Genomic DNA, 20,127 nt, shown 5'->3' with positions numbered 1-20,127 from the left:
TACATGCGTTTTCCGAGCCATGCAACAAAACTAACGTAAAATAATCATTCCTCATTTTGAGCTATATGTCTACTAAATTTTATAATTCTATAATTTATTAATCCTTCTTAAAAGTGTGATATATTACAGGTATAACAAAAATTGTAAATATAGTACCGATGCTTAATCCTCCAACTATTACAAAGCCTATAGAATTACGAGCAGCAGCACTGGCCCCGTCTGCAAAAACTAGAGGTAAAGCTCCGACTACGGCAGCAAGAGTAGTCATAAGAATTGGACGCAAGCGAAGTTTTGAGGATTCTATTATAGCTTCTTGAACCTTTACTCCTTTTGCTCTTAGCTGATTAGCAAATTCTACTATCATAATAGAATTCTTAGTAATTAATCCAATTAAAGTAATAAGTCCGATATTACTATACATATTAAGGCTATTACCGGCAAGCCAGAGAGCAAGTACACCACCGGTTATTGAGAAAGGTACGGCGAGTAATATTAATAAAGGGTCAGTAAAGCTTTCAAATTGAGCTGCAAGCACTAAATAGATAAATATAAGAGCAAACACAAATGTTATAAGCATATTACTGTCTGCCTCTCTCATTTGTTTAATTTCTCCGATATATTCAATTATAGTATTACTAGGATCAAGTAACTTAGAGGCTATTTTATTGATTTCATTAATTGCATCATCAATTTTCCTGTCAGGAGCAAGATCGGAAGAAATAGTAACGGATTTTGAATTATTATAATGACTATATGATTTTACTGATATTTTTTCCGTAATATTGGCTATCGATTCAAGCGGTAACATATTATTATTTTTTGCTCTGATTAAAATTTTACTAAAATCGCTAATATCTTTTCGATCTTTTTGATTAAATTGTAATATAACGTCATATAAATCATTACTCATTCTAAAATGCCCGATTTGTTGACCTGCAAGTAAATATTGTACCGTTTTGCCTATATTTGCCAAATCCATTCCGTATAAATAAGCCTTATCACGGTTGACTTCTATACTTATAGTCGGCATTGCCGATTGTAAATTTCTGTTGACGTTTAAGAAAATAGGATTTGTTTTCATTATATCAATAAATTGTTGTGATATTTTATCTAGATCATCATATTCAAGGTTCGTTTGAATAGTAAACTCGATAGGGCTACTTGCATTCCTGCTAACCATTGAACGTGGATCCATAGCGTAAATCGACATGCCCGGTATTTCAGAAAACTGCTTATTTAACATATTCTTAATAGTTTCTTGGGAACAAGAACGCTCACCCCAATTTTTTAGAGGAATGAATCCAAAAACGTTATCGCTACCGCCTGCACCTATTACCATCAGATAACCTAATATATCTTTATAATTAGCAAGGATTTTTTCGGCTTCTTTCACTACTTTAGTAGAAGATTCTAAATTAGAACCTTCAGGACCTTTAAGAGAAACTTGTAAGAATCCATCATCTTCTTGGGGTACGAAAATTTTTTGAGTAAATTTAAAACTAATAATCAGCACTATAAATGATGATGCAATAATGATGACAAATTTCTTTTGATTGTCAAAAGTTAGCTTTAGATAGTAAATATATTTATTTTGAATAAATTGTAGAATGTCGTTAAACTTTACTAAGAATTTCGGTAAGTCCGTATTATGTTTTGTAACCATACGACTTGACATCATAGGAGTTAAAGTTAAAGCAACAAATCCTGAGAACAAAACACAAAATGCTAAAGTCCAAGCAAATTCAATAAATAATTTCCCGATAAAACCCTCTATAAAACCCACGGGTAAAAATACGGCAGCAAGCGTAATAGTCATAGCAATGATTGCAAAGCCGATTTCTTTAGAAGCAAGCATAGCCGCTTCCATGGGTTTATGCCCCATTTCATTATATCTAAAAATGTTTTCAAGCATAACTATCGCATCATCGACCACTAAACCTATAGCAAGTATCATAGCAAGGAGCGTAAATATATTAATAGAAAATCCAAAAGCATACATTACGCTAAAAGTACTGATCAACGATACCGGAATCGTTACAAACGGAATTAAGGTAATTTTAGCAGAAGCAAGAAATAAATAAGTGACTAAAACTACTAATATTAAAGCTTCAAAAATTGTTTGAAATACTGCATAAATTGATGCTTTTACAGGTGTTGCTGCATCATATGCGATACCCATGCTTATTCCTTTGGGCATGGATTCTTTAATTCTTTCTAGTGCTTTAGTTACTTCATGTGATAAATCTATGACGTTAGCTTTTGATTCTTTTATAAGACCAAGGGCAATAGAGCTTTTGCCGTTATATCTAAAAATTATGTCCTCATCGGGAGAAGTTAAAGATATTTTTGCTATATCTCGTAATTTTATGATACCTCCGTTTTGTACTTTTAGAATAATATTACCGAATTCTTCCGGTGTAGATAAAGAACCTGCAAGAGTTACTATAAAATTATTGCTTTTTGTTTTAATCGTACCTGCGGGATAATCTTTGTTTTGCTCTTTTATTGCGGATTCAATCTCCAATAAAGAAATTTTATGTTGATATAATTTTTTAGAATCGGGTTCTATTCTCATTATATATTTCCGACCGCCGTAAATTTGTGACTGTCCTACGCTTTCAAGTTTATCTAACGGTGTTTGTAGATTATCTTCGACGATCTTTGTTAATTCTAAATCTCTATATTGATCACTTTCAATGCTTATGAAGAGGCTTGGGAAACTATCGGCATCAAGTTTTGTAACTGACGGGGTTTTCATATCTTGCGGGAACATATAAGTGATATCCGATATTTTGGCGCGGACATCGTTTAGTGCTACTTCAATATCGGTAGATAATAGAAACGATAAAGTAATACTACTTGCGCCTGTAGAACTTTGAGAAGTTATATAATCTAAATTTTTAACCGTCTTTAAAGCTTTTTCTATACGTGTCGTTATTTCTTGCTCCATATATAAGGCATCGGCACCTGCATAATGAGCTTCGACATTTATAATAGGAACTGAAATATCCGGAGTACCTCTAATTTGTAGTTTGGTAAAAAAAATTGCTCCAAGAGCTACGATAACCAAATTCAAAACTGTAGCAAAGACAGGGCGTTTAATACAAATTTTAGACAATAACATTGGATTAAAAATTTTATTCTAAATTAATGTGCATAGTGAATTATTACATAATCTGCTATTCGGTTAGAAATATTCTATATAAAAGGTGAAAGACGGTTTCCACTTTTTATGTAAATTAAGTATATATTGTTTTTTATTAAAAAACTTATAATTTTTTATAGAGTAGAAAATTAGTTTTTGTAATTTACTACTGATAATAAATTAGGGTTTTAACGATAAATTTTCACTTTAATTACTTGATTAAGATAGTTTTAACAGTATAACTGATGTAAAATGGCTACATTTTTCTATAAATTAATATAATAACGTATATATTTTAAATTTTGTAAATCACTGGCATTTGCAGTATGTGGGTAGTTTGTTATAATTAACTCACATAAAGAATATATTGATGTATATTATTGCCAGTTGTATATATTGTTTTATAAAAAAACATCAATACATATTAACCTATCAAAGGAGAATTGATTTTATTATGAGTACACATAACACAAAAGAACCAAAAAAAATGAATAAAACCGAGTTTATAGCATTTATGACCGACCATGGTCATAATCATAAACATGCTTCACATAAAACATTAACAAAAGCTGAAGCCGAGAAAGCACTTAATTTAGTGCTTGATAGTGTGATTAGTGCTATAAAGAGCCACCATAATATTAATATAACAGGTTTCGGTTCATTTGAAATACATCATAGAAAAGCACGTGAGGGTCGTAACCCAAAAACCGGAGCAAAAATGAAAATAGATGCTTACAATCAACCTACTTTTAGAGCCGGAAGAAAAATGAAAGAAGCTTGTAATTAAAAGAAGTAACGTATTTACATTACTAATAATTTCCGAACCCCGTTACACGCTTGCGGGGTGACACTAGAAAAACCAGCTCATGCAATAATGCTCTGCAAAAGCCGGAATGATATAGAATACTTCTTAAGTACAATTCATAATGATATTACAACCATTGATAATTGAACGCCTAGAGTTTAACTTAAAACATAATAAGCTATACAATAGTTGGCTTATCGAAGCCGAAAATATAGAGCAAGCTTTAAAAGATTTAGAAGAGTTTATATATATTAAGCTTTTTAAGAATAGCATTCCTCTTGACAACAATCCTGATTATCATTTCATCGCTAGGGAAACTTCAGCTACATCTAATGCTAAAAATATTTCTATTGAACAAATAAGAAAATTACAAGACTTCTTAAGTAAAACTTCTGCAATTTCAGGTTATAAAGTTGCAATAATTTATTCGGCAGAGCTTATGAATTTGAATGCAGCGAATTCATGCTTAAAAATTCTTGAAGATGCACCAAAGAATAGTTACATTTTTTTAATTACTTCAAGAGCTGCAAGTATTATTTCTACAATTAGATCAAGATGTTTTAAAATTAATGTTAGATCATCTATCCATCATACTAAAAACGAATTATATTCCGAGTTTATTCAGTCGATAGCAGATAACAACACTTTAGATTTTATTCATCGCTTTACTACTAAAGACCGAGAATTATGGCTAGATTTTATTGATAATTTATTATTATTAATGAATAGAATCCTTAAAAAATCTGCAAACGTTAATATTGAACTTCTAGATTTGGAAAATAAGATTTTTAATAAACTATCAAATAGACACCCTTCATATTTACTGCAAAAATTTACCGACATAAAAAAGTTAATATATAATACCATTGATTATGATTTGGACTTAAAAACAAGTTATATATTAGTGGTGAATGAGTTTTCTAGTAATTAACACGATATCACTACGTTCCTTTCTATGTTATCCATAAAACAACAAAATATATTGAGATACTCCTTTTTTTTAATAGTTAATAGATATTCAAGATAGAAAGCGGCTTCCCTTTAGAATATAAATTTAATTTATGTTTTATTTTGACTATTATTCATTTACTCGTAGTATATATTAGGTTTTAGGAACTTTATAAATTAAATTATTTGCATGTTTAAAACTTTAACACAAAATTTAACGAAGATTTTTGATAAGCTAGTTAGCTCAGGCATTTTGACGGAAGCCCAAATAGATGCTGCTATGCGGGATATAAGAGTGGCTCTTTTAGAGTCAGATGTTGCATTACCGGTGATAAAAGATTTTATAGCGGAAGTTAAACAGAAAGCTTTAGGGCAGGAGGTTATTAAGTCTGTTTCACCTGGACAGATGATAATTAAAATTATCCATGAAGAGATGATTAATCTCTTAGCTTCAAGTAAAAGTGAGACAAAGCTAAATTTAAATTCAAAGCCGCCCGTAAATTTCCTAATGGTAGGGCTGCAAGGGAGTGGTAAAACTACGGCGAGTAGTAAGCTTGCTTTACGGCTTAGAAATCAAAATAAGAAAGTTTTACTTGTTTCTTTGGATACTTACAGACCGGCCGCACAAGAGCAACTCGCTATACTTGCAAACTCAGTACAGATTAATTCATTACCTATTGTGCAAGGTGAGAAACCCCTCGATATTGTCAAAAGAGCTATTGCCGAGGCTAAAATTTCTGCTTATGATGTCGTAATTTATGATACGGCAGGTCGTACACAAATTGATAAAGCGATGATGGAGGAAGCGCTTGCAATAAAAAAGATAGTGGAGCCTACAGAAACTTTGTTAGTAATCGATAGTATGACAGGGCAGGATGCAGTAGTTACGGCAAGTAGTTTTAATGAAAAGTTAGCAATTTCAGGATTAATTTTATCTAGAATTGACGGCGATTCCAAGGGTGGTGCAGCACTCAGTGTAAAATATATTACTAAAAAGCCGATTAAATTTTTAAGTAGCGGTGAAAACCTAATTGATTTAGAAGAATTCGATGCTGAACGTTTAGCTTCTCGAATACTGGATATGGGTGATATTATCTCTTTTGTTGAAAAAGCAGCTAGTATTGTTGATAGAGAAGAAGCCGAAAAAACGGCAGCTAAATTAAAAAAGGGTAAGTTTGATTTAAATGATTATCTTCAGCAAATGAGAAGTATAAAAAAAATGGGAGGTTTTGGAAGTATACTTAGTATGTTACCGGGTAGCGGTAAAATTATGGATCAAATAGATCAATCAAAATTAAATAGTAAAATAATTGAACATCAAGAAGCAATTATTTTATCTATGACGCCAAAAGAACGTAAAAATCCCGATATAATTAATGCTTCTCGTAGGAAACGTATAGCTGTTGGAGCAGGAACTACGGTACAAAAGGTAAATATTTTGCTAAAGCAATATAAACAAATAAGCGAGATAATGAAAAAAGCCAGTAAAATGAATCCTAAAAATCTATTACGTAGCGGAATTGGAAAATTGTTTTCTTGAATTTATATTATATCTACATTATGTCATTCCTGCGAAGCGGAAATCCAGTCAAGCATATAAAAACAAGTGTTTGTATGGTTATTTTATCAAGTATGTAACTTCTGTAGCAATATTGAAGTTATTTTTCTGGATTTCCGTCTACACGGGAATGACATCGAGTAGGTTTTCCGATCCATGCAACAATGCCGACTTGATTGCGGGATCCAGTTAAAAATACTAAAATTATATGGATCCTGTGGTCAAGCCACGGGGTGACCTTTTCCTTAAGTTGACACCCATGTGTCTTCGCAGGAATGACATCGACGGTTTTTTTTAAACTATCCAGTAGTATAATAAGTAACACATATTGACCTAGTATTAAATTTAATTAATTTTTAATTTCAAAGCATTTGCAAAAAATGTATAAATATTGATCAAATAATTGGCACTATCTTTTAAATCACTCCCACTATCTACACTTCCTAGAAAGTAAGTTTTAGTATTTGGGTTTTTCTCAAGCACATACTCAAAAATTCTTCCATGTCATGGGTGTATACGCTGCTCTAATACTGAAATCTGTAATTAACACAGCTTGGTATTTTTGCGTTAAAGATAAATTCTCTAGCGGTGCATATTTTTTGATATGTACTAAATCTTCTACTTTGGATCACTATATTCTGTATCCCATGAATGTCCTGCTCCGAATTCTTTATATCGTATCGTATCAAGTATCGGCACTTCACATGCTATAGCTCCAAATAAATCAGGACGCTGTGTCATTGCAACACTTACTAGCAATCCGCCGTTACTTCCTCCTTTAATTCCTAAATACTCAGGACTAGTAATATTTTGCTTTATTAAATCCTCTGCTACTGCAATAAAATCATTCAAGCCGGTTTGACGTTTTATTCCTTGAGTCGCCTTATGCCACTCAGGACCAAACTCTCCGCCACCTCTAATATTAGCAAGAACACTAACCCCGCCATGTTTAACCCATACTTCATTTTCCATGCGAGAGAAATATGGAGAGTTGATTACTTGAAAACCGCTGTATGCTTCAAGTAATGTTGGATTCTTACAATCTTTGTACCTTTTTTATAGACAATAAAATATGGTATTTTAACTCCATCCGAGCTTGTAGCTTCCTTTTGATCTACAACATAATTTTTGCTATCAAACGGATATAAAGGCTTTCTAATAACTTTTAATTCATGAGTTTTATCCCATAAATAGATAGTGGGAGGAACTATAGAATTTTCTATAGTAATTAATGCATCTTCTTCCTCATCATCAGACAACATACCAAAAATTGTATTTTCATAAGACAGTAAAGTTACCGGTTTTGTCCATTCATGATTTTCTAATGTAAATGTTACTACTTTTGAAAATAACATTCTCATAGCTAGTTAAAAATACCGTATCTTTAGTCATTCCTACAAAATACAATACTTCCCTCTCTGTTGGGGTAAATAATATTTTTAAGCTAGCTTTATCGCTATCTTCTTTTAGAAGATCAGCGTAGTGTATGGCAACAAGTGAACCTGCTCTATATTACTATCTTTAAATTGCCAATCGGAACGCAGTAGCCAAAATACATATGCTTTAAAAGAACCTTCAGGTATTGCATCTGATGGCATATTTATTTTTTGTAATTTTAAGCTCTCATCTTTAGTATCTAAAATATAATTATCGTAATTATAAAAAGCCTTATTTGCAGATATAAATATTAAAGATGAAGAAATATTATCGGTAAAAGCTTACTGGCTGATACACGTATATAATTCTTTGGTATTTCAAATAGTTTTTTGGCTTTCTCTATAGGTTCTCCTCGCTTCCATATGTAGAGCAAGCTAGGATATAAAGAGTCAGTCACTTCCTCTTGATGCAAAACTGGATAAATATAATAGTATCTTGATCAACCCAAGTAGGGACAGTAAATTTACCTTCTAGTAATTTCCCGCTACTTGTTTTTGGTTCAAAACCATTTTTTATAAAATCTTTTTCTCTAAATCCCATGCTCTAAAAAACATCTCATCCTTACCGCCACATGACATGGTAATTAAGAAACGATTAGGATTTTGAAAATAATCACTCCCACCTCTATAAATTACTTTTTTACCGAGTTTTTTGGATAATTTATCAAAATCGATTAGAACTTCCCACTTTGGTTTATCTTGCGAGTAACTCTCAACCAATGTCCTACGCCATAACCCTTGCGGGTTTTTATAATCCATCCAAAAATTATACACGTAACCTTTACGTATAGCACCAAAAGGAGTTTTTCTTTGATCATAGCAAACAGATTCTAGTTCTTTCTTAACTACCTTATAAGTAGGCATAGATTGGCAAGCCTTTGCTGTTTTATCAGTACGCTCTTTTGCCCATTTTAGAGCTTCAGTTTCTTCTAGATTTTTTATTATTTTAATAATATCTATTAAATTAAAAGCTTTATTTAAAGTTTTCTTTGAATTAGAATAGTGTTTTATCATACACCTTGAATAACATCAAAGAAAATGCTAGGTTTTGTGGACATTGCTAATTGATTTGCTATTTTGAGGTCTTTTTTAGCGAAAATTAATAAGATTTTTGTAGAAATAGTTATTCATATTTCAAAAAAATCGTATAATTTGTAGCAAAAAATAACCAAAATTAAATCTTTTTAGCAATGTCCACAAAACCTAAGTTAGCACTAGCAAAAATACAAAATATGAGAGTTATGGCTAATGATTTAAGTATTTATATTCATTGGCCTTTTTGTTTGTCCAAATGTCCGTATTGTGATTTTAATTCTCATATAGCAAGTACTATAGATCATAATCAGTGGTTTAAATCTTATGAAACTGAAATTGAATATTTTAAGGATATTATTCAAAATAAATATATAAAATCTATTTTTTTTGGGGGCGGTACTCCCTCTTTAATGCATCCTGTAATAGTTGAAGGAATAATAAATAAAATCAGTAATCTAGCAATTATTGATAATCAAACCGAGATAACTCTAGAAACTAATCCCACATCATTTGAAACTGAAAAATTTAAAGCATTCAAAGCCGCCGGAATTAATCGTATTTCAATAGGAGTGCAATCCTTAAAAGAGGACGATTTAAAAAAATTAGGTAGAACTCATGATTGTATGCAGGCCATTAAAACAATTGAGGCGGCAAATACGATTTTTCTACGAGTGTCATTTGATTTAATATATGCACGTAGCGGTCAGACATTAAAAGACTGGCAAGAAGAATTAAAACAAGCTATGCAGCTCGCTACCTCACATATTTCTCTTTATCAATTGACTATCGAAAAAGGTACGCCGTGTTATAAATTATTTAAGGAGGGTAATCTGATTTTGCCGCATTCAGATGCGGCAGCTGAAATGTATGAATGGACTAATCATTATCTAGAATCTAAAAAGTATTTTAGATATGAAATATCCAATTATGCTATGATAGGGTATGAATGTTTGCATAATTTAACTTATTGGAATTATAATAGCTATTTAGGTATAGGCCCCGGAGCTCATAGTAGAATCATTGAATCCTCAAGTTCGGTATCGGCAATTATGATGTGGCATAAACCTGAAAAATGGTTAGATGCGGTTAAAACAAAAAATGTTGGTATTCAAACTAATACTAAGTTAACACATCAAGAGATTATTGAAGAAATGCTAATGATGGGTTTACGCCTTAGCAAAGGTATAAATATTTCTACATTAGAGCAGAAATTAAACACGAAATTAGAGCATATTTTAGATATGAATAATCTTAAGCATTATCAAGCGTTAGACTTAATTAGACTAGATGAAAATATCTATCTTACCGACAAAGGTTTAATGCTGTATAGCTACATAGTACCTAGATTGATTATATGAAAATTATTCAAGTAATTTTAAAGTTTATAATTATTTTTATTATTGCTTCTATTCATGTTATGGAATGTAAACTTGAGTTTAAAAAAGATATATGTGAATGGTGTTGAGTATGATCACAAAGTCGAAAATCCAATTACACCGATAGCAAATGCTATTAAAGCAGATAATATTGATGAAGTAAAAAAATATTAGATTAGGGATATGGAGTAAATCAACCATACTTGGGCTGGACTCCTTTAGATTATGCTATATCGAATAATAATATAAAAATTGCCGATTTTTTATTAAAGTGTGGTGCACCTATGAATTTAATCCATATAAATATAGGATTTATGAAGCCGGAAATTGCCAAACTTTTAATTAATCAGGGAATGAGTCCTAATTTAAGATATGAAGACGGTATTACCGGAATGATGCTAGCCGCAGAAAGAAATAATCTTGATTTAATAAAACTTTTGCTTAAGTTAGGTGTTAATCCTAATGTTCAAAATTCTAAAACCGGAATGACTTCCCTTATTATGCATCATCATATCTTAATGTTGAACCTACTCGTATTTTATTAGAATATGGAGCGGATCAAAAAATTAAAGATTGCAAAGGAAAAAGAGCTTGAGATTAGATAGCGGTGGATGCTAATAGAACTTTACATGCTTCTGACGTAGAATACTATACTGCTTTATTTGTTGCTCCATTTAAAACTAAACTGAAAATTATAAAAGAAAGAAATAGCATAAAGACTCAAAACAAAGAAAAGCAATAAAAAAGCTGCTCAATTCTCACCGTTAAATTTTTGTAGCGTTTCTATTTATACTTTACAAGTTAGGATAAAAACCTATCTTAATTTTCTGCCTTATGTTCTATCTCTGTCATTGCAAGAAAATTGCATAGCAATTGACGAAGTAAGGAAGAGAAACAATTCTGATTTACAGAATTTTTTTATTATTTTTTGGGGAGTGCCATGCAGTCTACGACTGCGATGTTGTTAGCCCGATTAAGATATCTTGGTAGCTCACTTGATTTAATATATCTTTAAGGCTAATATATACTATAGGTAGATTCTCATGTCCTTTATGTACAATCCCCAAAATTAAGTAGTCAACTATAGGAGATAAGTTATCACTCTTCTTGGTCATTTGGACGGTATGCAGCATCTACATGCCAATCTCAATCATTATACGGCGATTGAAAGCTATGTTCATTATGCGAATTACGTCTTGGTGCTACTGCTCTAATAATATTCTTATCTTCTTTATATAATACAGGCAAACTACCAATTATCCCTATTACTCTATACATATGACAAATTAATTCTTCTATTCCGCTAATCTGTACCTCACCGTCATAGGGAGTCATTATATTATAATTTTTTTGATCGATATTTTTTATATGTATAATTTCTGCATTATTATTTACGGCATCTTTAATTTCTTTTGTATAATTTACATATTTTGTATCTACTAAATATAAATCTTTGTTTTCTTTCAACCAGCTAGTTAATCTAACGATTTTATTGTTTAAATTTTCTAATGTTGCTATACAAGTTTTTTCATCTAAAATTTTCCTCCAAACATCATAGCACGCATTATTATAGTCAATATTAGTATCTTCAATGATGAAATAATCCCCTTCTTCAAAAATATTCTAAAGTACCTATAGTATTAATATGAGTATCTTCTATTCAAAGTATGGGATGTACTACTTCAGATATTTTTTCTTTTGGGAATATTGCCTCTACTTTATTAGAATCACCTTGTAAAAATTCTATTCTATTATCTTCTTTTTGATAACTATATTTTAATTTCGCTTTTCCTTGGATTCCCGCTTTCGCGGGAATGACATAAAACGCATTTTTCAATTCAGACAACAATGCTTATAGTTGCTCGCAATGATAATGTCTGGTCTTAGTTAGCAATATCATTAAGATAAATATACTTCCTTATCTAAAGTATCTTCGCTGTTATCTATAATCATAGTAATTGTTGCATCGCCGGTAATATTGATAGTAGTACGTAGCATATCAAGTATTCGGTCAATACCAGCAATAATTGCTACTCCCTCTATAGGTAAGTGAACCGAAGAAAGAACCATAGGAAGCATTATCAAAGAGGCACCGGGAATACCGGCACCACCGATAGATCCAAGTGTTGAGGTGAGAATAATGACTAAATAGTCGTGAGGAGCAAGCGTTACTCCCATCATCTGAGCAAAAAATATGGTGGTAAGAGATAAATTTATAGCAAAGCCGTCCATATTAATTGACGCACCTATCGGAAGTACGAACGAAGTACTAGACTCTGAAATGCCAAGCTTTGCACGACAAACTTGCATAGTAGTTGCAAGAGTTGCCTTACTGCTTGAAGTAGAAAAAGCAAGTATCTGATACTCAAAACTTTTCTTATAAAAAGGTATAGGTGAAACACGACAGAATACACATATAAGTAAGCCAAAAACTAAATATTGGAATGTCATCGCCACAACTACCGCTACAACAAGTTTTGATAAACTAATCATTACCTCAACTCCCTGCATGCCTACAATCCAGCCTGTTAAAGCAAAAGCACCGTAAGGGGATAATTGAATAACAAACGATATCATTTTTAATATTAATTTTGACATTACATGAATTAAATCAGTAATAGGTTCACCGATAGATTTCATTTTGTTTAAGGTAATTCCAACAAAAATAGCAAAAAATACAACTTGTAAGACATCACCGTTTGCAAAAGCCCCAACAGCATTATCAGGGACGATATTTACAAAAAAATCAATTATATTAAATGAAGTTCTGTTTGTCGTTCCTGAAGAGGTGAAATCTATATGTACGCCTACTCCTGGCTTTAATACTAAGGCAACAGTGAGTCCAAAAACCGTGGCAAAAAAAGTAGTACCTAAAAAAGCGGCTACCGCTTTCATGCCTACTCTACCAAGGGCAGAATTATCATTCATACTAGTGATACCGGAAACCAAACTGAAGAAAATTAAAGGGGTAATGATCATTTTTATCAAACGTAAGAAAATGTCACCGATAGGTTTAATATAATTAACATATTGTGGTAAGTATATACCAAATATAATACCTAAGATTAACCCTAAGGTAACTTTTTGCCATAATTTCATAATTTACTTACTTAATTTTTAAATTTACTCAACTATAAGTTTGTTTATTATTTTGATTAATCCATTCTAAGTACTTTTGAAAGCCATAGTCAATATTTATTTTTATTATTTGTGGTAATTCATAATTATGAATTTCAAGGAGTTTATTTTCAATTTCATTATAATTAGAAGATTTTGTTTTAATTACAAGTCTATATTCAGTTTCTAAGGTTACTCTACCATTCCATCTAAAGTAACTTTTGACATCGTCAATTTGAATGCAGGCAGTAAGATTTAATTCTAACAAAACAGATGCTATTTTCTCGGCAATTTGGAAATCATTAGTAGTAGTTAAAATTAAACAGCAATCTTGCATGCCTAAACCTCAACAAAACAATTCGGTGTTTCATATAGTTTGAGGCTAGTTACGAAGAAGTTTTGACTTACGAAAAGTTTAGGAAAAATTTCATTCTTTAAATGCGTTGCTATATTTTCTGCGGTCGGGTTATTTTGCATGTAATATATTTTTTGACCGGTACAATTTTCTATTTGCTGCCCCATTTCCTTATCGTCTTGATGTAGGATTAAGCTATGATCAAAATTTTCATCAATCCATTTTTTAGCTAAATCCTTAATTAAACCAAAATCGATTACCATACCAAGTTTATCGGTTTTGTTTGCGGCTATAGCGATCTCAAGAACATAGCGATGACCGTGCAGGAATTGACATTTATTTTGATGTTCTATAATTCTATGTCCTGCATCGAACTCAATACGACGAGTACATTTTATCATTATTATATACTTCCTTTCTTTGAATGATTTTACTTTTTTTTCAAAGAGTAAAAACGGGACCACGTCATTGTGAGGAAAATTACGAAGTAATTGACGAAGCAATCTCAGGAGTTTGTTATGATTTCATGAGATTGCCACGCAGCCTACGGCTGCTCGCAATGACAATTTTTTACAAATTTAACAATAACTTTTCAGGATTCTCAATAAGCTGCTTAATTTTTACCAAGAACGATACTCCTTCTTTCCCGTCAATTATACGATGATCGTAAGATAAAGCTATATACATCATCGGACGTATTTCAATTTTACCGTCTATAACTACAGCTCTTTCCTCGGTTTTATGTAAGCCTAGAATACCTGATTGAGGAGGATTAATAATTGGTGTAGATAATAATGAGCCATATACGCCTCCATTAGAAATCGAGAATGTCCCACCTGACAAATCAGCCATAGAAAGCTTACCCTCACGAGCTTGTTTAGCCAAAATTCCTATAGTTTTCTCCACTTCGGCAAATCCCATTTTATCGGCATCCCTAACAACCGGTACAACAAGCCCTTGCTCTGTTCCGACAGCTACACCTATATCATAGTAATTTTTATATACTAAATCATCGCCATCTATTTCAGCATTTACCGACGGAATAAGCTTTAAAGCTTCAATTGTTGCTTTAACAAAGAAAGACATAAACCCAAGTTTCACAGCGTGCTTTTTCTCAAACTCTTCTTTATATTGATTACGCAAAGCAATTACTTTTGACATATCGATTTCATTAAAAGTAGTCAAAATAGCTGCTGTATTTTGTGAATCTTTTAAACGCTGTGCAATAGTTTTACGCAAGCGTGACATACGAACACGCTGCACTCTTTCTTCATTAGATTTACTTATTGCAGGAGCAGAAGTAGTCGTAGTGTTTATTGTTGCAAGCACGTCACCTTTGGTAATTCTACCGTCTCTACCTGTTCCTTTTATATTATTGGGGTCAAGCTTATTTTCGGTAACTAATTTTTGTACAGAAGGAGCAAGAGTATTATTAGCCACGGCAGGTTTTTCTGAAGTAGGTTGTGTTACTGCTTGAGCTTTAGCAGATTCATTATTAGTACCGGCAGTATTTGCAGATGCTCCTTCATTTATTTCGCCTATTTCTTCGCCAACTGCTACATTTGCACCGTCAGTTTTCGATATTTTACCTATAGTACCATTACAAGGAGCATTAACTTCTAAAGTCACTTTTTCGGTTTCGATTTCTAACAGTAATTCATCGGTTTTAACCGAATCGCCTTCTTTCTTATACCATTTGGCAATAGTTGCTTCCGTTATGGACTCCCCAAGCGACGGTACTATAATTTTAACTCTCATAATTTATTTTACTCCTATATTTGTATAGCATCGCCCTGTATAGTTTTATCGTCATTGCGAGAAGACGCTATAAGCGTCGACGAAGCAATCTCAGTCAAATTCCTGAGATTGCCACGCTCCTTTTAGTCGCTTGCAATGATGATTATTAGGCAATACCCTAAGAATCATATTCCCAATGCTGTCCTTAATAGCTTCTCTTGCTGTTTATTATGTGCTTGCAGCGAGCCTACTGCTGGAGAGGCTGATTCCTCTCTACCTACATATTTGAATTCATTTTTAATTCCTGCTTCTTTTAAAGCATCGTTTAAGTGAGCAACTATATAACACCAAGTTCCCATATTCTTTGGTTCTTCCTGACACCAAATAAATTCCTGCGTCCTATTATATTTTTTTAATAGCGATGCTACAAGTTTTTTTTCAAAAGGGTATAATTGCTCAAGCCTAATAATCGCTATATTACTGTTATTGCCACGCATTTCAAATAGATCGTAATATACCTTACCGCTGCATAAAATTACTTTAGTAATATTGTTTGTATCTACTTTAGTTACTTCATCTAAAACTGGTAAGAAAGTAGTATTTTCACCTAGCTCGTCAAGTTTAGATACGGCATATTTATGACGTAATAATGATTTCGGCGACATTACGATTAACGGTTTACGGGTATCATCAAGTATTTGGCGACGTAGCAGATGGAAAATCGAAGCAGGGGTAGTAGGGTATGTAACATACATATTATTCTCAGCCGCCAGTTGTAAGAACCTCTCAAGTCTTGCCGAACTATGCTCCGGTCCTTGTCCCTCAAATGCATGAGGTAACAAAACCACAAGCCCGCTCATACGAAGCCATTTAGTTTCGCTGCTTGAAATAAACTGGTCAAAAATAATCTGAGCTCCATTAGCAAAATCACCGAATTGTGCTTCCCATAAAACTAAATTTTTTGGGTTTGCGAGTGAATAACCATACTCAAAACCAAGCACCGCATATTCAGATAAATTACTATTGGTTACCTCGTATTTTGCTTGTTCTTTAGATAAATTATTTAGAGGTATATAGGTAGTACCATCAATTTGGTTGTGCAATACTGAATGACGATGCGAGAAAGTACCGCGTCCCGAATCTTGTCCGGTTAGCCTTATATTTGTGCCTGAAGCAAGTAAGCTTGCAAAAGCTAGCTGCTCTGCCGTCGCCCAATCAATAGGTTGATCAGCTGTTAGAGTGGCTTTTCGAGCTTCAAATAGTTTTACAAGTTTTGGATTAACGGCAAAATCTTTCGGTATTTCGCATAGTTTAGTGCCTAAATCGTGTAATGTTTTTTTACTGATACCCGTTATTGTAGCTTGTGTACGAGTACGAGAAATACCTTGCCATAATCCGCCTAAGAAATGTGCTTCTTGCTTATAACTTTTTGCCTGCTCATATTCCTTATCTAGTTTTGCTTTAAATTCTTCTTTTAACTTAGCAAAATAATTATTGTCGATTACACCGCTTTTTACTAACTCATTTGCGTAAATATTTCCAGGGGTCAGTTTGTTTTTAATAATGTTATACATCTTGCCTTGAGTATACATCGGCTCATCGCCCTCATTATGCCCATATTTACGGTAACAAATAATTTCTACTACAACATCCTTACCAAATTTCTGCCTGTATTCTACCGCAATATTGGTGGCTTTTAACACTGCTTCTATATCGTCACCGTTAACGTGTAAAATCGGGGCAGCTATGATTTTAGCAAACTCCGTAGAATATCTACTAGCTCTAGTATCTGCAGCGTTAGCCGTAAAACCTAACTGATTATTAATGACGAAATGCAATATCCCGCCGATATCATAAGCAGCTAAAGGTGACATTGATAGACTCTCGGCAACCACGCCCTGACCGCAAAAAGCAGCATCGCCATGCACTAAAATAGCTTTGACTTTGCTGCGTTTAGTATCTCCAAGAATATCTTGCTTTGCTCTTACTTTTCCTGCAACTATAGGATTTACCGCTTCTAAATGTGAAGGGTTATCAGCTAGCGACAAGTGTATTTTCTTATCCTCTAGAGTTCTATCGGATGAATAGCCTAAATGGTATTTTACATCGCCTGAAACATTTAGCTCATCAGGAAATACGCTGCCGCTTATGAAGCCAGCAATAACGGCTTTATATGGCTTACCTACTACTTTAGTTAGAGTGTTTAATCTCCCTCGATGTGCCATACCGATAACGATTTCTGAGACGCCCTGATGCATGGATAAATCTATAGCTTTACTCATAGCAACTATAGAAGCATCACCACCCTCAATGGAAAAACGCTTAGCTCCGGGAAATTTTGTATGTAAATACTGCTCAAACCCTTCTACTTCTACTAAATCATTTAAGATAGTTTTTTTGTCTTCAGAAGAAAACGTAACTTCGCTTTCTAGCTTATTATATAACCAGTTTTTTCCTGCTACATTTTCTATTTGCTCAAACTCTACACCTATAGAACCTGTATAAACTTTATCGAACTTGGTCACTAATTCAGATAATTTACAGTTCCAAGTACCGACAAATTCATCCGTAATATTGATATTTTCTTCTAGCTGACCGCTATCAAGACCAAAAGTTTCTATATTAAGCTTTAAATCATTTTTTGTTTTACGTGGCTCAAGACCAAGCGGATCAAGATTCGCTAAATAGTGAGCATGCTTGCGATAAGCATTGATCATTTCCTTAGCTTTTAAACTATTTAAGTCTTCAGAAGATAAATTATTATTTAACGATTCTTTTTTTATTTCATCAGGGATAATTATTTTTACCGTACTTTTATTGAGTAAAGTATTATTATCCTTAATGCCGGCAAAAAATTCTTGCCAAGTTTGATCAACCGAGGCAGGGTTGGCTAGATATTGCTTATATAGCTCTTCAACAAAAACAGCATTCCCGCCAAATAAATAATCTGTTGTTTTAAAGTCTTCTTCCATATTATTGTTTGTATTGTTTAGTTGTTGTCATAAGCCGTCATTGCAAGCGACTGCAAGGAGCGTGGCAATTTCAGCAATTCTTCCAAGATTGCTGCGTCAATTACTGCGTAATTTCCTCGCAACGATTTTATTACTATAAATACTTCCCTTCTAAATATCTTATATACACCTCAGGGCTGATTTTTTCCTCACCGCTAGCACTTTTTAATAAATCGGCTGAATTTTTTAACGAACCGAGATTTCTAAAATTCTTATTTAGATAATTATTTAGATTACTAAAATCACCCTTTAATATATCATCTTTTATATTTGAATGCATCTCTTTTACTTTTTTCATCACCATTGATGCGATAATTGCACCGTTTGTATAGGCGGGAAAGTAACCGAAATTTCCGTGTGACCAATGAATATCTTGAAGACAGCCGTTACTAAAACTTGCCGGTTTAACGCCTAAATATTCCTGCATCTTACTATCCCAACAGCTTGGTAATTCATCGAGATTCAAGTCGCCATTGATAAGCATTTCCTCTATCTCAAAACGTAATATTACGTGCATCGGATAAGTTACTTCATCTGCATCTACTCTTATAAAATCAGGCGTCACTCTTGTAATTTTTCTATATAAACTTGCTCCTGAATATTCTTCGCTTTTAACAGCAAATTCGTCTCTAAGTAATTTAGCTAAAAATTCGGTAAATTCTCTTGATCTACCTACTTGCATTTCCATAAATAAAGATTGGCTTTCATGGAATGCCATACCTTTAGCAAGCCCAACAGGCTGCCCTTTATACATTTCCGGTAGATTCTGCTCATATAAAGCATGTCCTGTTTCGTGAATAATTCCCATTAAACCGCTTATGAAATTATCTTTATCATACCTAGTAGTTAAACGTATATCGTTTGGAGTTCCACCGCAAAAAGGATGCGTCGATTCGTCTAATCGTCCTTTTGTTAGATCAAACTGCATAATTCCCATAATGCGTTTTCCGATACGCTTTTGCATTTCAGGAGCTAGTTTGCTCTGTTGTACTAGTTCTTTCTCGGTTTTCTGTTTTTCTAAAACTTTATTTATGAGCTGCGGGAGTTCTTTTTTTAGTACTGAAAAAACTTGTTTGATCTCGCTACTTTTTCTGCTTGGATCAAACATATCTATTAATGAGTCGTATAATCCGCAATTAAAAGCATCTGCTCGTACTTTAGCAACTTCTTTCGTATAATCTAAGACTTTTTGTAAGTGTGATTTGAATAAATTATAGTCGTTATGTTTTCTTGCTTCTTGCCAAACAAGTGCGGCTTTAGTAGTAGCTGCTACCAATTTCTTTTGTAGCTGTTCGTCAATACAATTTGCATCTGTTACTTTTCTCTCAATCTCTCTAATATTACCATTCTGCCATTCATCAAGGTTCTTTGATTCTTCTTTTGCCTTGCTAAGTAGCTCCTTTAGAATAGGAGATTTGAGCATAGAATGAACTAGCGACGTTAAAGTTACTATTTCGTTTGTCCTACTCTCACCTGAACCCATAGGCATATTTACGTCAATATCCCAGTATAATATGCTCAAGATATTATTAAAATGTGAGATGGTTGCAAATTCGTTTTCTAATTTTGTGTAGTTGTTGTTCATATGTTCCCTATTATGTCAT

The 20,127-nt window shown here is 33.0% G+C and carries 19 protein-coding genes; 5 read left to right on the top strand and 14 right to left on the bottom strand.

The window, feature by feature from the left end; all coding sequences use genetic code 11:
- Positions 1-97: 97 nt before the first annotated feature.
- Complete coding sequence (locus tag RSIB_RS03555) at positions 98-3,124, bottom strand: efflux RND transporter permease subunit (RefSeq protein ID WP_032850868.1); 3,027 nt, start codon at positions 3,122-3,124, stop codon at positions 98-100.
- A gap of 475 nt (positions 3,125-3,599) precedes the next feature.
- On the opposite strand from RSIB_RS03555, the gene RSIB_RS03560 reads away from it, so the two are divergent.
- From RSIB_RS03560 to ffh, 3 genes are all read left to right on the top strand, one after another.
- Complete coding sequence (locus RSIB_RS03560; RefSeq protein WP_004996579.1) at positions 3,600-3,932, top strand: HU family DNA-binding protein; 333 nt, start codon at positions 3,600-3,602, stop codon at positions 3,930-3,932.
- A 139-nt stretch (positions 3,933-4,071) separates the two neighbouring features.
- Entirely contained in the window at positions 4,072-4,881 is an 810-nt protein-coding gene (locus RSIB_RS03565; RefSeq protein ID WP_004996576.1) for a DNA polymerase III subunit delta', read from the top strand.
- Between the two features lie 207 nt (positions 4,882-5,088).
- A complete protein-coding gene (ffh, locus tag RSIB_RS03570) occupies positions 5,089-6,438 on the top strand; it encodes a signal recognition particle protein (protein ID WP_004996573.1) in 1,350 nt (449 codons plus the stop codon).
- 636 nt (positions 6,439-7,074) lie between these two features.
- On the opposite strand, the gene RSIB_RS10440 is transcribed toward ffh, so the two are convergent.
- From RSIB_RS10440 to RSIB_RS10425, 4 genes are all read right to left on the bottom strand, one after another.
- Positions 7,075-7,428 carry a prolyl oligopeptidase family serine peptidase gene (locus tag RSIB_RS10440; RefSeq protein ID WP_004996572.1) on the bottom strand — a complete coding sequence of 118 codons (354 nt, stop codon included), beginning with the start codon at positions 7,426-7,428 and terminating at the stop codon, positions 7,075-7,077.
- Between the two features lie 23 nt (positions 7,429-7,451).
- The gene (locus RSIB_RS10435) at positions 7,452-7,811 is read right to left on the bottom strand and encodes a S9 family peptidase (RefSeq protein WP_324602838.1); all 360 of its coding nucleotides are present in this window, start codon (positions 7,809-7,811) and stop codon (positions 7,452-7,454) included.
- A gap of 111 nt (positions 7,812-7,922) precedes the next feature.
- Positions 7,923-8,054 (bottom strand): hypothetical protein, encoded by a 132-nt coding sequence (locus RSIB_RS10430; protein ID WP_014410405.1) that lies wholly within the window; start codon positions 8,052-8,054, stop codon positions 7,923-7,925.
- 351 nt (positions 8,055-8,405) lie between these two features.
- A complete protein-coding gene (locus tag RSIB_RS10425) occupies positions 8,406-8,906 on the bottom strand; it encodes a prolyl oligopeptidase family protein (RefSeq protein WP_004996568.1) in 501 nt (166 codons plus the stop codon).
- Between the two features lie 176 nt (positions 8,907-9,082).
- Here RSIB_RS10425 and hemW point away from each other — a divergent pair, with 176 nt between their 5' ends.
- Positions 9,083-10,285 carry a radical SAM family heme chaperone HemW gene (gene hemW / locus RSIB_RS03585; protein WP_004996567.1) on the top strand — a complete coding sequence of 401 codons (1,203 nt, stop codon included), beginning with the start codon at positions 9,083-9,085 and terminating at the stop codon, positions 10,283-10,285.
- Between the two features lie 221 nt (positions 10,286-10,506).
- Positions 10,507-10,848 (top strand): ankyrin repeat domain-containing protein, encoded by a 342-nt coding sequence (locus RSIB_RS05950; RefSeq protein ID WP_014410409.1) that lies wholly within the window; start codon positions 10,507-10,509, stop codon positions 10,846-10,848.
- Positions 10,849-11,250: 402 nt separating this feature from the next.
- Here the strand turns inward: RSIB_RS05950 and RSIB_RS03590 are convergent, their stop codons facing one another.
- From RSIB_RS03590 to RSIB_RS03625, 9 genes are all read right to left on the bottom strand, one after another.
- Positions 11,251-11,418 (bottom strand): hypothetical protein, encoded by a 168-nt coding sequence (locus RSIB_RS03590; RefSeq protein ID WP_004996565.1) that lies wholly within the window; start codon positions 11,416-11,418, stop codon positions 11,251-11,253.
- A 31-nt stretch (positions 11,419-11,449) separates the two neighbouring features.
- Entirely contained in the window at positions 11,450-11,770 is a 321-nt protein-coding gene (locus RSIB_RS10585; RefSeq protein ID WP_004996563.1) for a hypothetical protein, read from the bottom strand.
- Positions 11,771-11,963: 193 nt separating this feature from the next.
- Positions 11,964-12,149, bottom strand: coding sequence for a hypothetical protein (locus tag RSIB_RS03595; RefSeq protein ID WP_004996561.1), 186 nt, complete (start codon positions 12,147-12,149; stop codon positions 11,964-11,966).
- A 53-nt stretch (positions 12,150-12,202) separates the two neighbouring features.
- Positions 12,203-13,402 (bottom strand): dicarboxylate/amino acid:cation symporter, encoded by a 1,200-nt coding sequence (locus tag RSIB_RS03600; RefSeq protein ID WP_004996557.1) that lies wholly within the window; start codon positions 13,400-13,402, stop codon positions 12,203-12,205.
- A gap of 28 nt (positions 13,403-13,430) precedes the next feature.
- On the bottom strand, positions 13,431-13,757 hold the full coding sequence (gene cutA / locus RSIB_RS03605; protein WP_004996556.1) for a divalent-cation tolerance protein CutA: 327 nt from the start codon (positions 13,755-13,757) through the stop codon (positions 13,431-13,433).
- A gap of 2 nt (positions 13,758-13,759) precedes the next feature.
- A complete protein-coding gene (locus RSIB_RS03610; protein ID WP_004996555.1) occupies positions 13,760-14,176 on the bottom strand; it encodes a 6-pyruvoyl trahydropterin synthase family protein in 417 nt (138 codons plus the stop codon).
- Positions 14,177-14,345: 169 nt separating this feature from the next.
- The gene (gene odhB, locus RSIB_RS03615) at positions 14,346-15,533 is read right to left on the bottom strand and encodes a 2-oxoglutarate dehydrogenase complex dihydrolipoyllysine-residue succinyltransferase (protein ID WP_004996554.1); all 1,188 of its coding nucleotides are present in this window, start codon (positions 15,531-15,533) and stop codon (positions 14,346-14,348) included.
- Between the two features lie 164 nt (positions 15,534-15,697).
- Positions 15,698-18,484: a 2-oxoglutarate dehydrogenase E1 component gene (locus tag RSIB_RS03620; protein WP_004996553.1), complete on the bottom strand. Its 2,787-nt coding sequence runs from the start codon at positions 18,482-18,484 to the stop codon at positions 15,698-15,700.
- Positions 18,485-18,617: 133 nt separating this feature from the next.
- Positions 18,618-20,108 carry a carboxypeptidase M32 gene (locus RSIB_RS03625; protein ID WP_004996552.1) on the bottom strand — a complete coding sequence of 497 codons (1,491 nt, stop codon included), beginning with the start codon at positions 20,106-20,108 and terminating at the stop codon, positions 18,618-18,620.
- Positions 20,109-20,127: the final 19 nt, after the last annotated feature.

This window comes from Rickettsia sibirica 246 (genome assembly GCF_000166935.1).
In the GTDB taxonomy this organism is placed as follows: Bacteria; Pseudomonadota; Alphaproteobacteria; order Rickettsiales; family Rickettsiaceae; genus Rickettsia; species Rickettsia rickettsii.
Note: the sequence above shows the minus strand (reverse complement) of the source record. Positions and strands in the feature narration are given on the sequence as shown.

Bases quoted from the DNA above. Each gene is read 5' to 3' on its own strand.
- RSIB_RS10440 (WP_004996572.1), bottom strand. From the start codon at position 7,428: ATGGAAAATGAAGTATGGGTTAAACATGGCGGGGTTAGTGTTCTTGCT.
- RSIB_RS03620 (WP_004996553.1), bottom strand. From the start codon at position 18,484: ATGGAAGAAGACTTTAAAACAACAGATTATTTATTTGGCGGGAATGCT.
- odhB (WP_004996554.1), bottom strand. From the start codon at position 15,533: ATGAGAGTTAAAATTATAGTACCGTCGCTTGGGGAGTCCATAACGGAA.
- RSIB_RS10430 (WP_014410405.1), bottom strand. From the start codon at position 8,054: ATGCCATCAGATGCAATACCTGAAGGTTCTTTTAAAGCATATGTATTT.
- cutA (WP_004996556.1), bottom strand. From the start codon at position 13,757: ATGCAAGATTGCTGTTTAATTTTAACTACTACTAATGATTTCCAAATT.
- ffh (WP_004996573.1), top strand. From the start codon at position 5,089: ATGTTTAAAACTTTAACACAAAATTTAACGAAGATTTTTGATAAGCTA.
- RSIB_RS03560 (WP_004996579.1), top strand. From the start codon at position 3,600: ATGAGTACACATAACACAAAAGAACCAAAAAAAATGAATAAAACCGAG.
- RSIB_RS10425 (WP_004996568.1), bottom strand. From the start codon at position 8,906: ATGATAAAACACTATTCTAATTCAAAGAAAACTTTAAATAAAGCTTTT.
- RSIB_RS03600 (WP_004996557.1), bottom strand. From the start codon at position 13,402: ATGAAATTATGGCAAAAAGTTACCTTAGGGTTAATCTTAGGTATTATA.
- RSIB_RS03610 (WP_004996555.1), bottom strand. From the start codon at position 14,176: ATGATAAAATGTACTCGTCGTATTGAGTTCGATGCAGGACATAGAATT.
- RSIB_RS03590 (WP_004996565.1), bottom strand. From the start codon at position 11,418: ATGACCAAGAAGAGTGATAACTTATCTCCTATAGTTGACTACTTAATT.
- RSIB_RS10435 (WP_324602838.1), bottom strand. From the start codon at position 7,811: ATGTTATTTTCAAAAGTAGTAACATTTACATTAGAAAATCATGAATGG.
- RSIB_RS03565 (WP_004996576.1), top strand. From the start codon at position 4,072: ATGATATTACAACCATTGATAATTGAACGCCTAGAGTTTAACTTAAAA.
- RSIB_RS03555 (WP_032850868.1), bottom strand. From the start codon at position 3,124: ATGTTATTGTCTAAAATTTGTATTAAACGCCCTGTCTTTGCTACAGTT.
- RSIB_RS03625 (WP_004996552.1), bottom strand. From the start codon at position 20,108: ATGAACAACAACTACACAAAATTAGAAAACGAATTTGCAACCATCTCA.
- hemW (WP_004996567.1), top strand. From the start codon at position 9,083: ATGTCCACAAAACCTAAGTTAGCACTAGCAAAAATACAAAATATGAGA.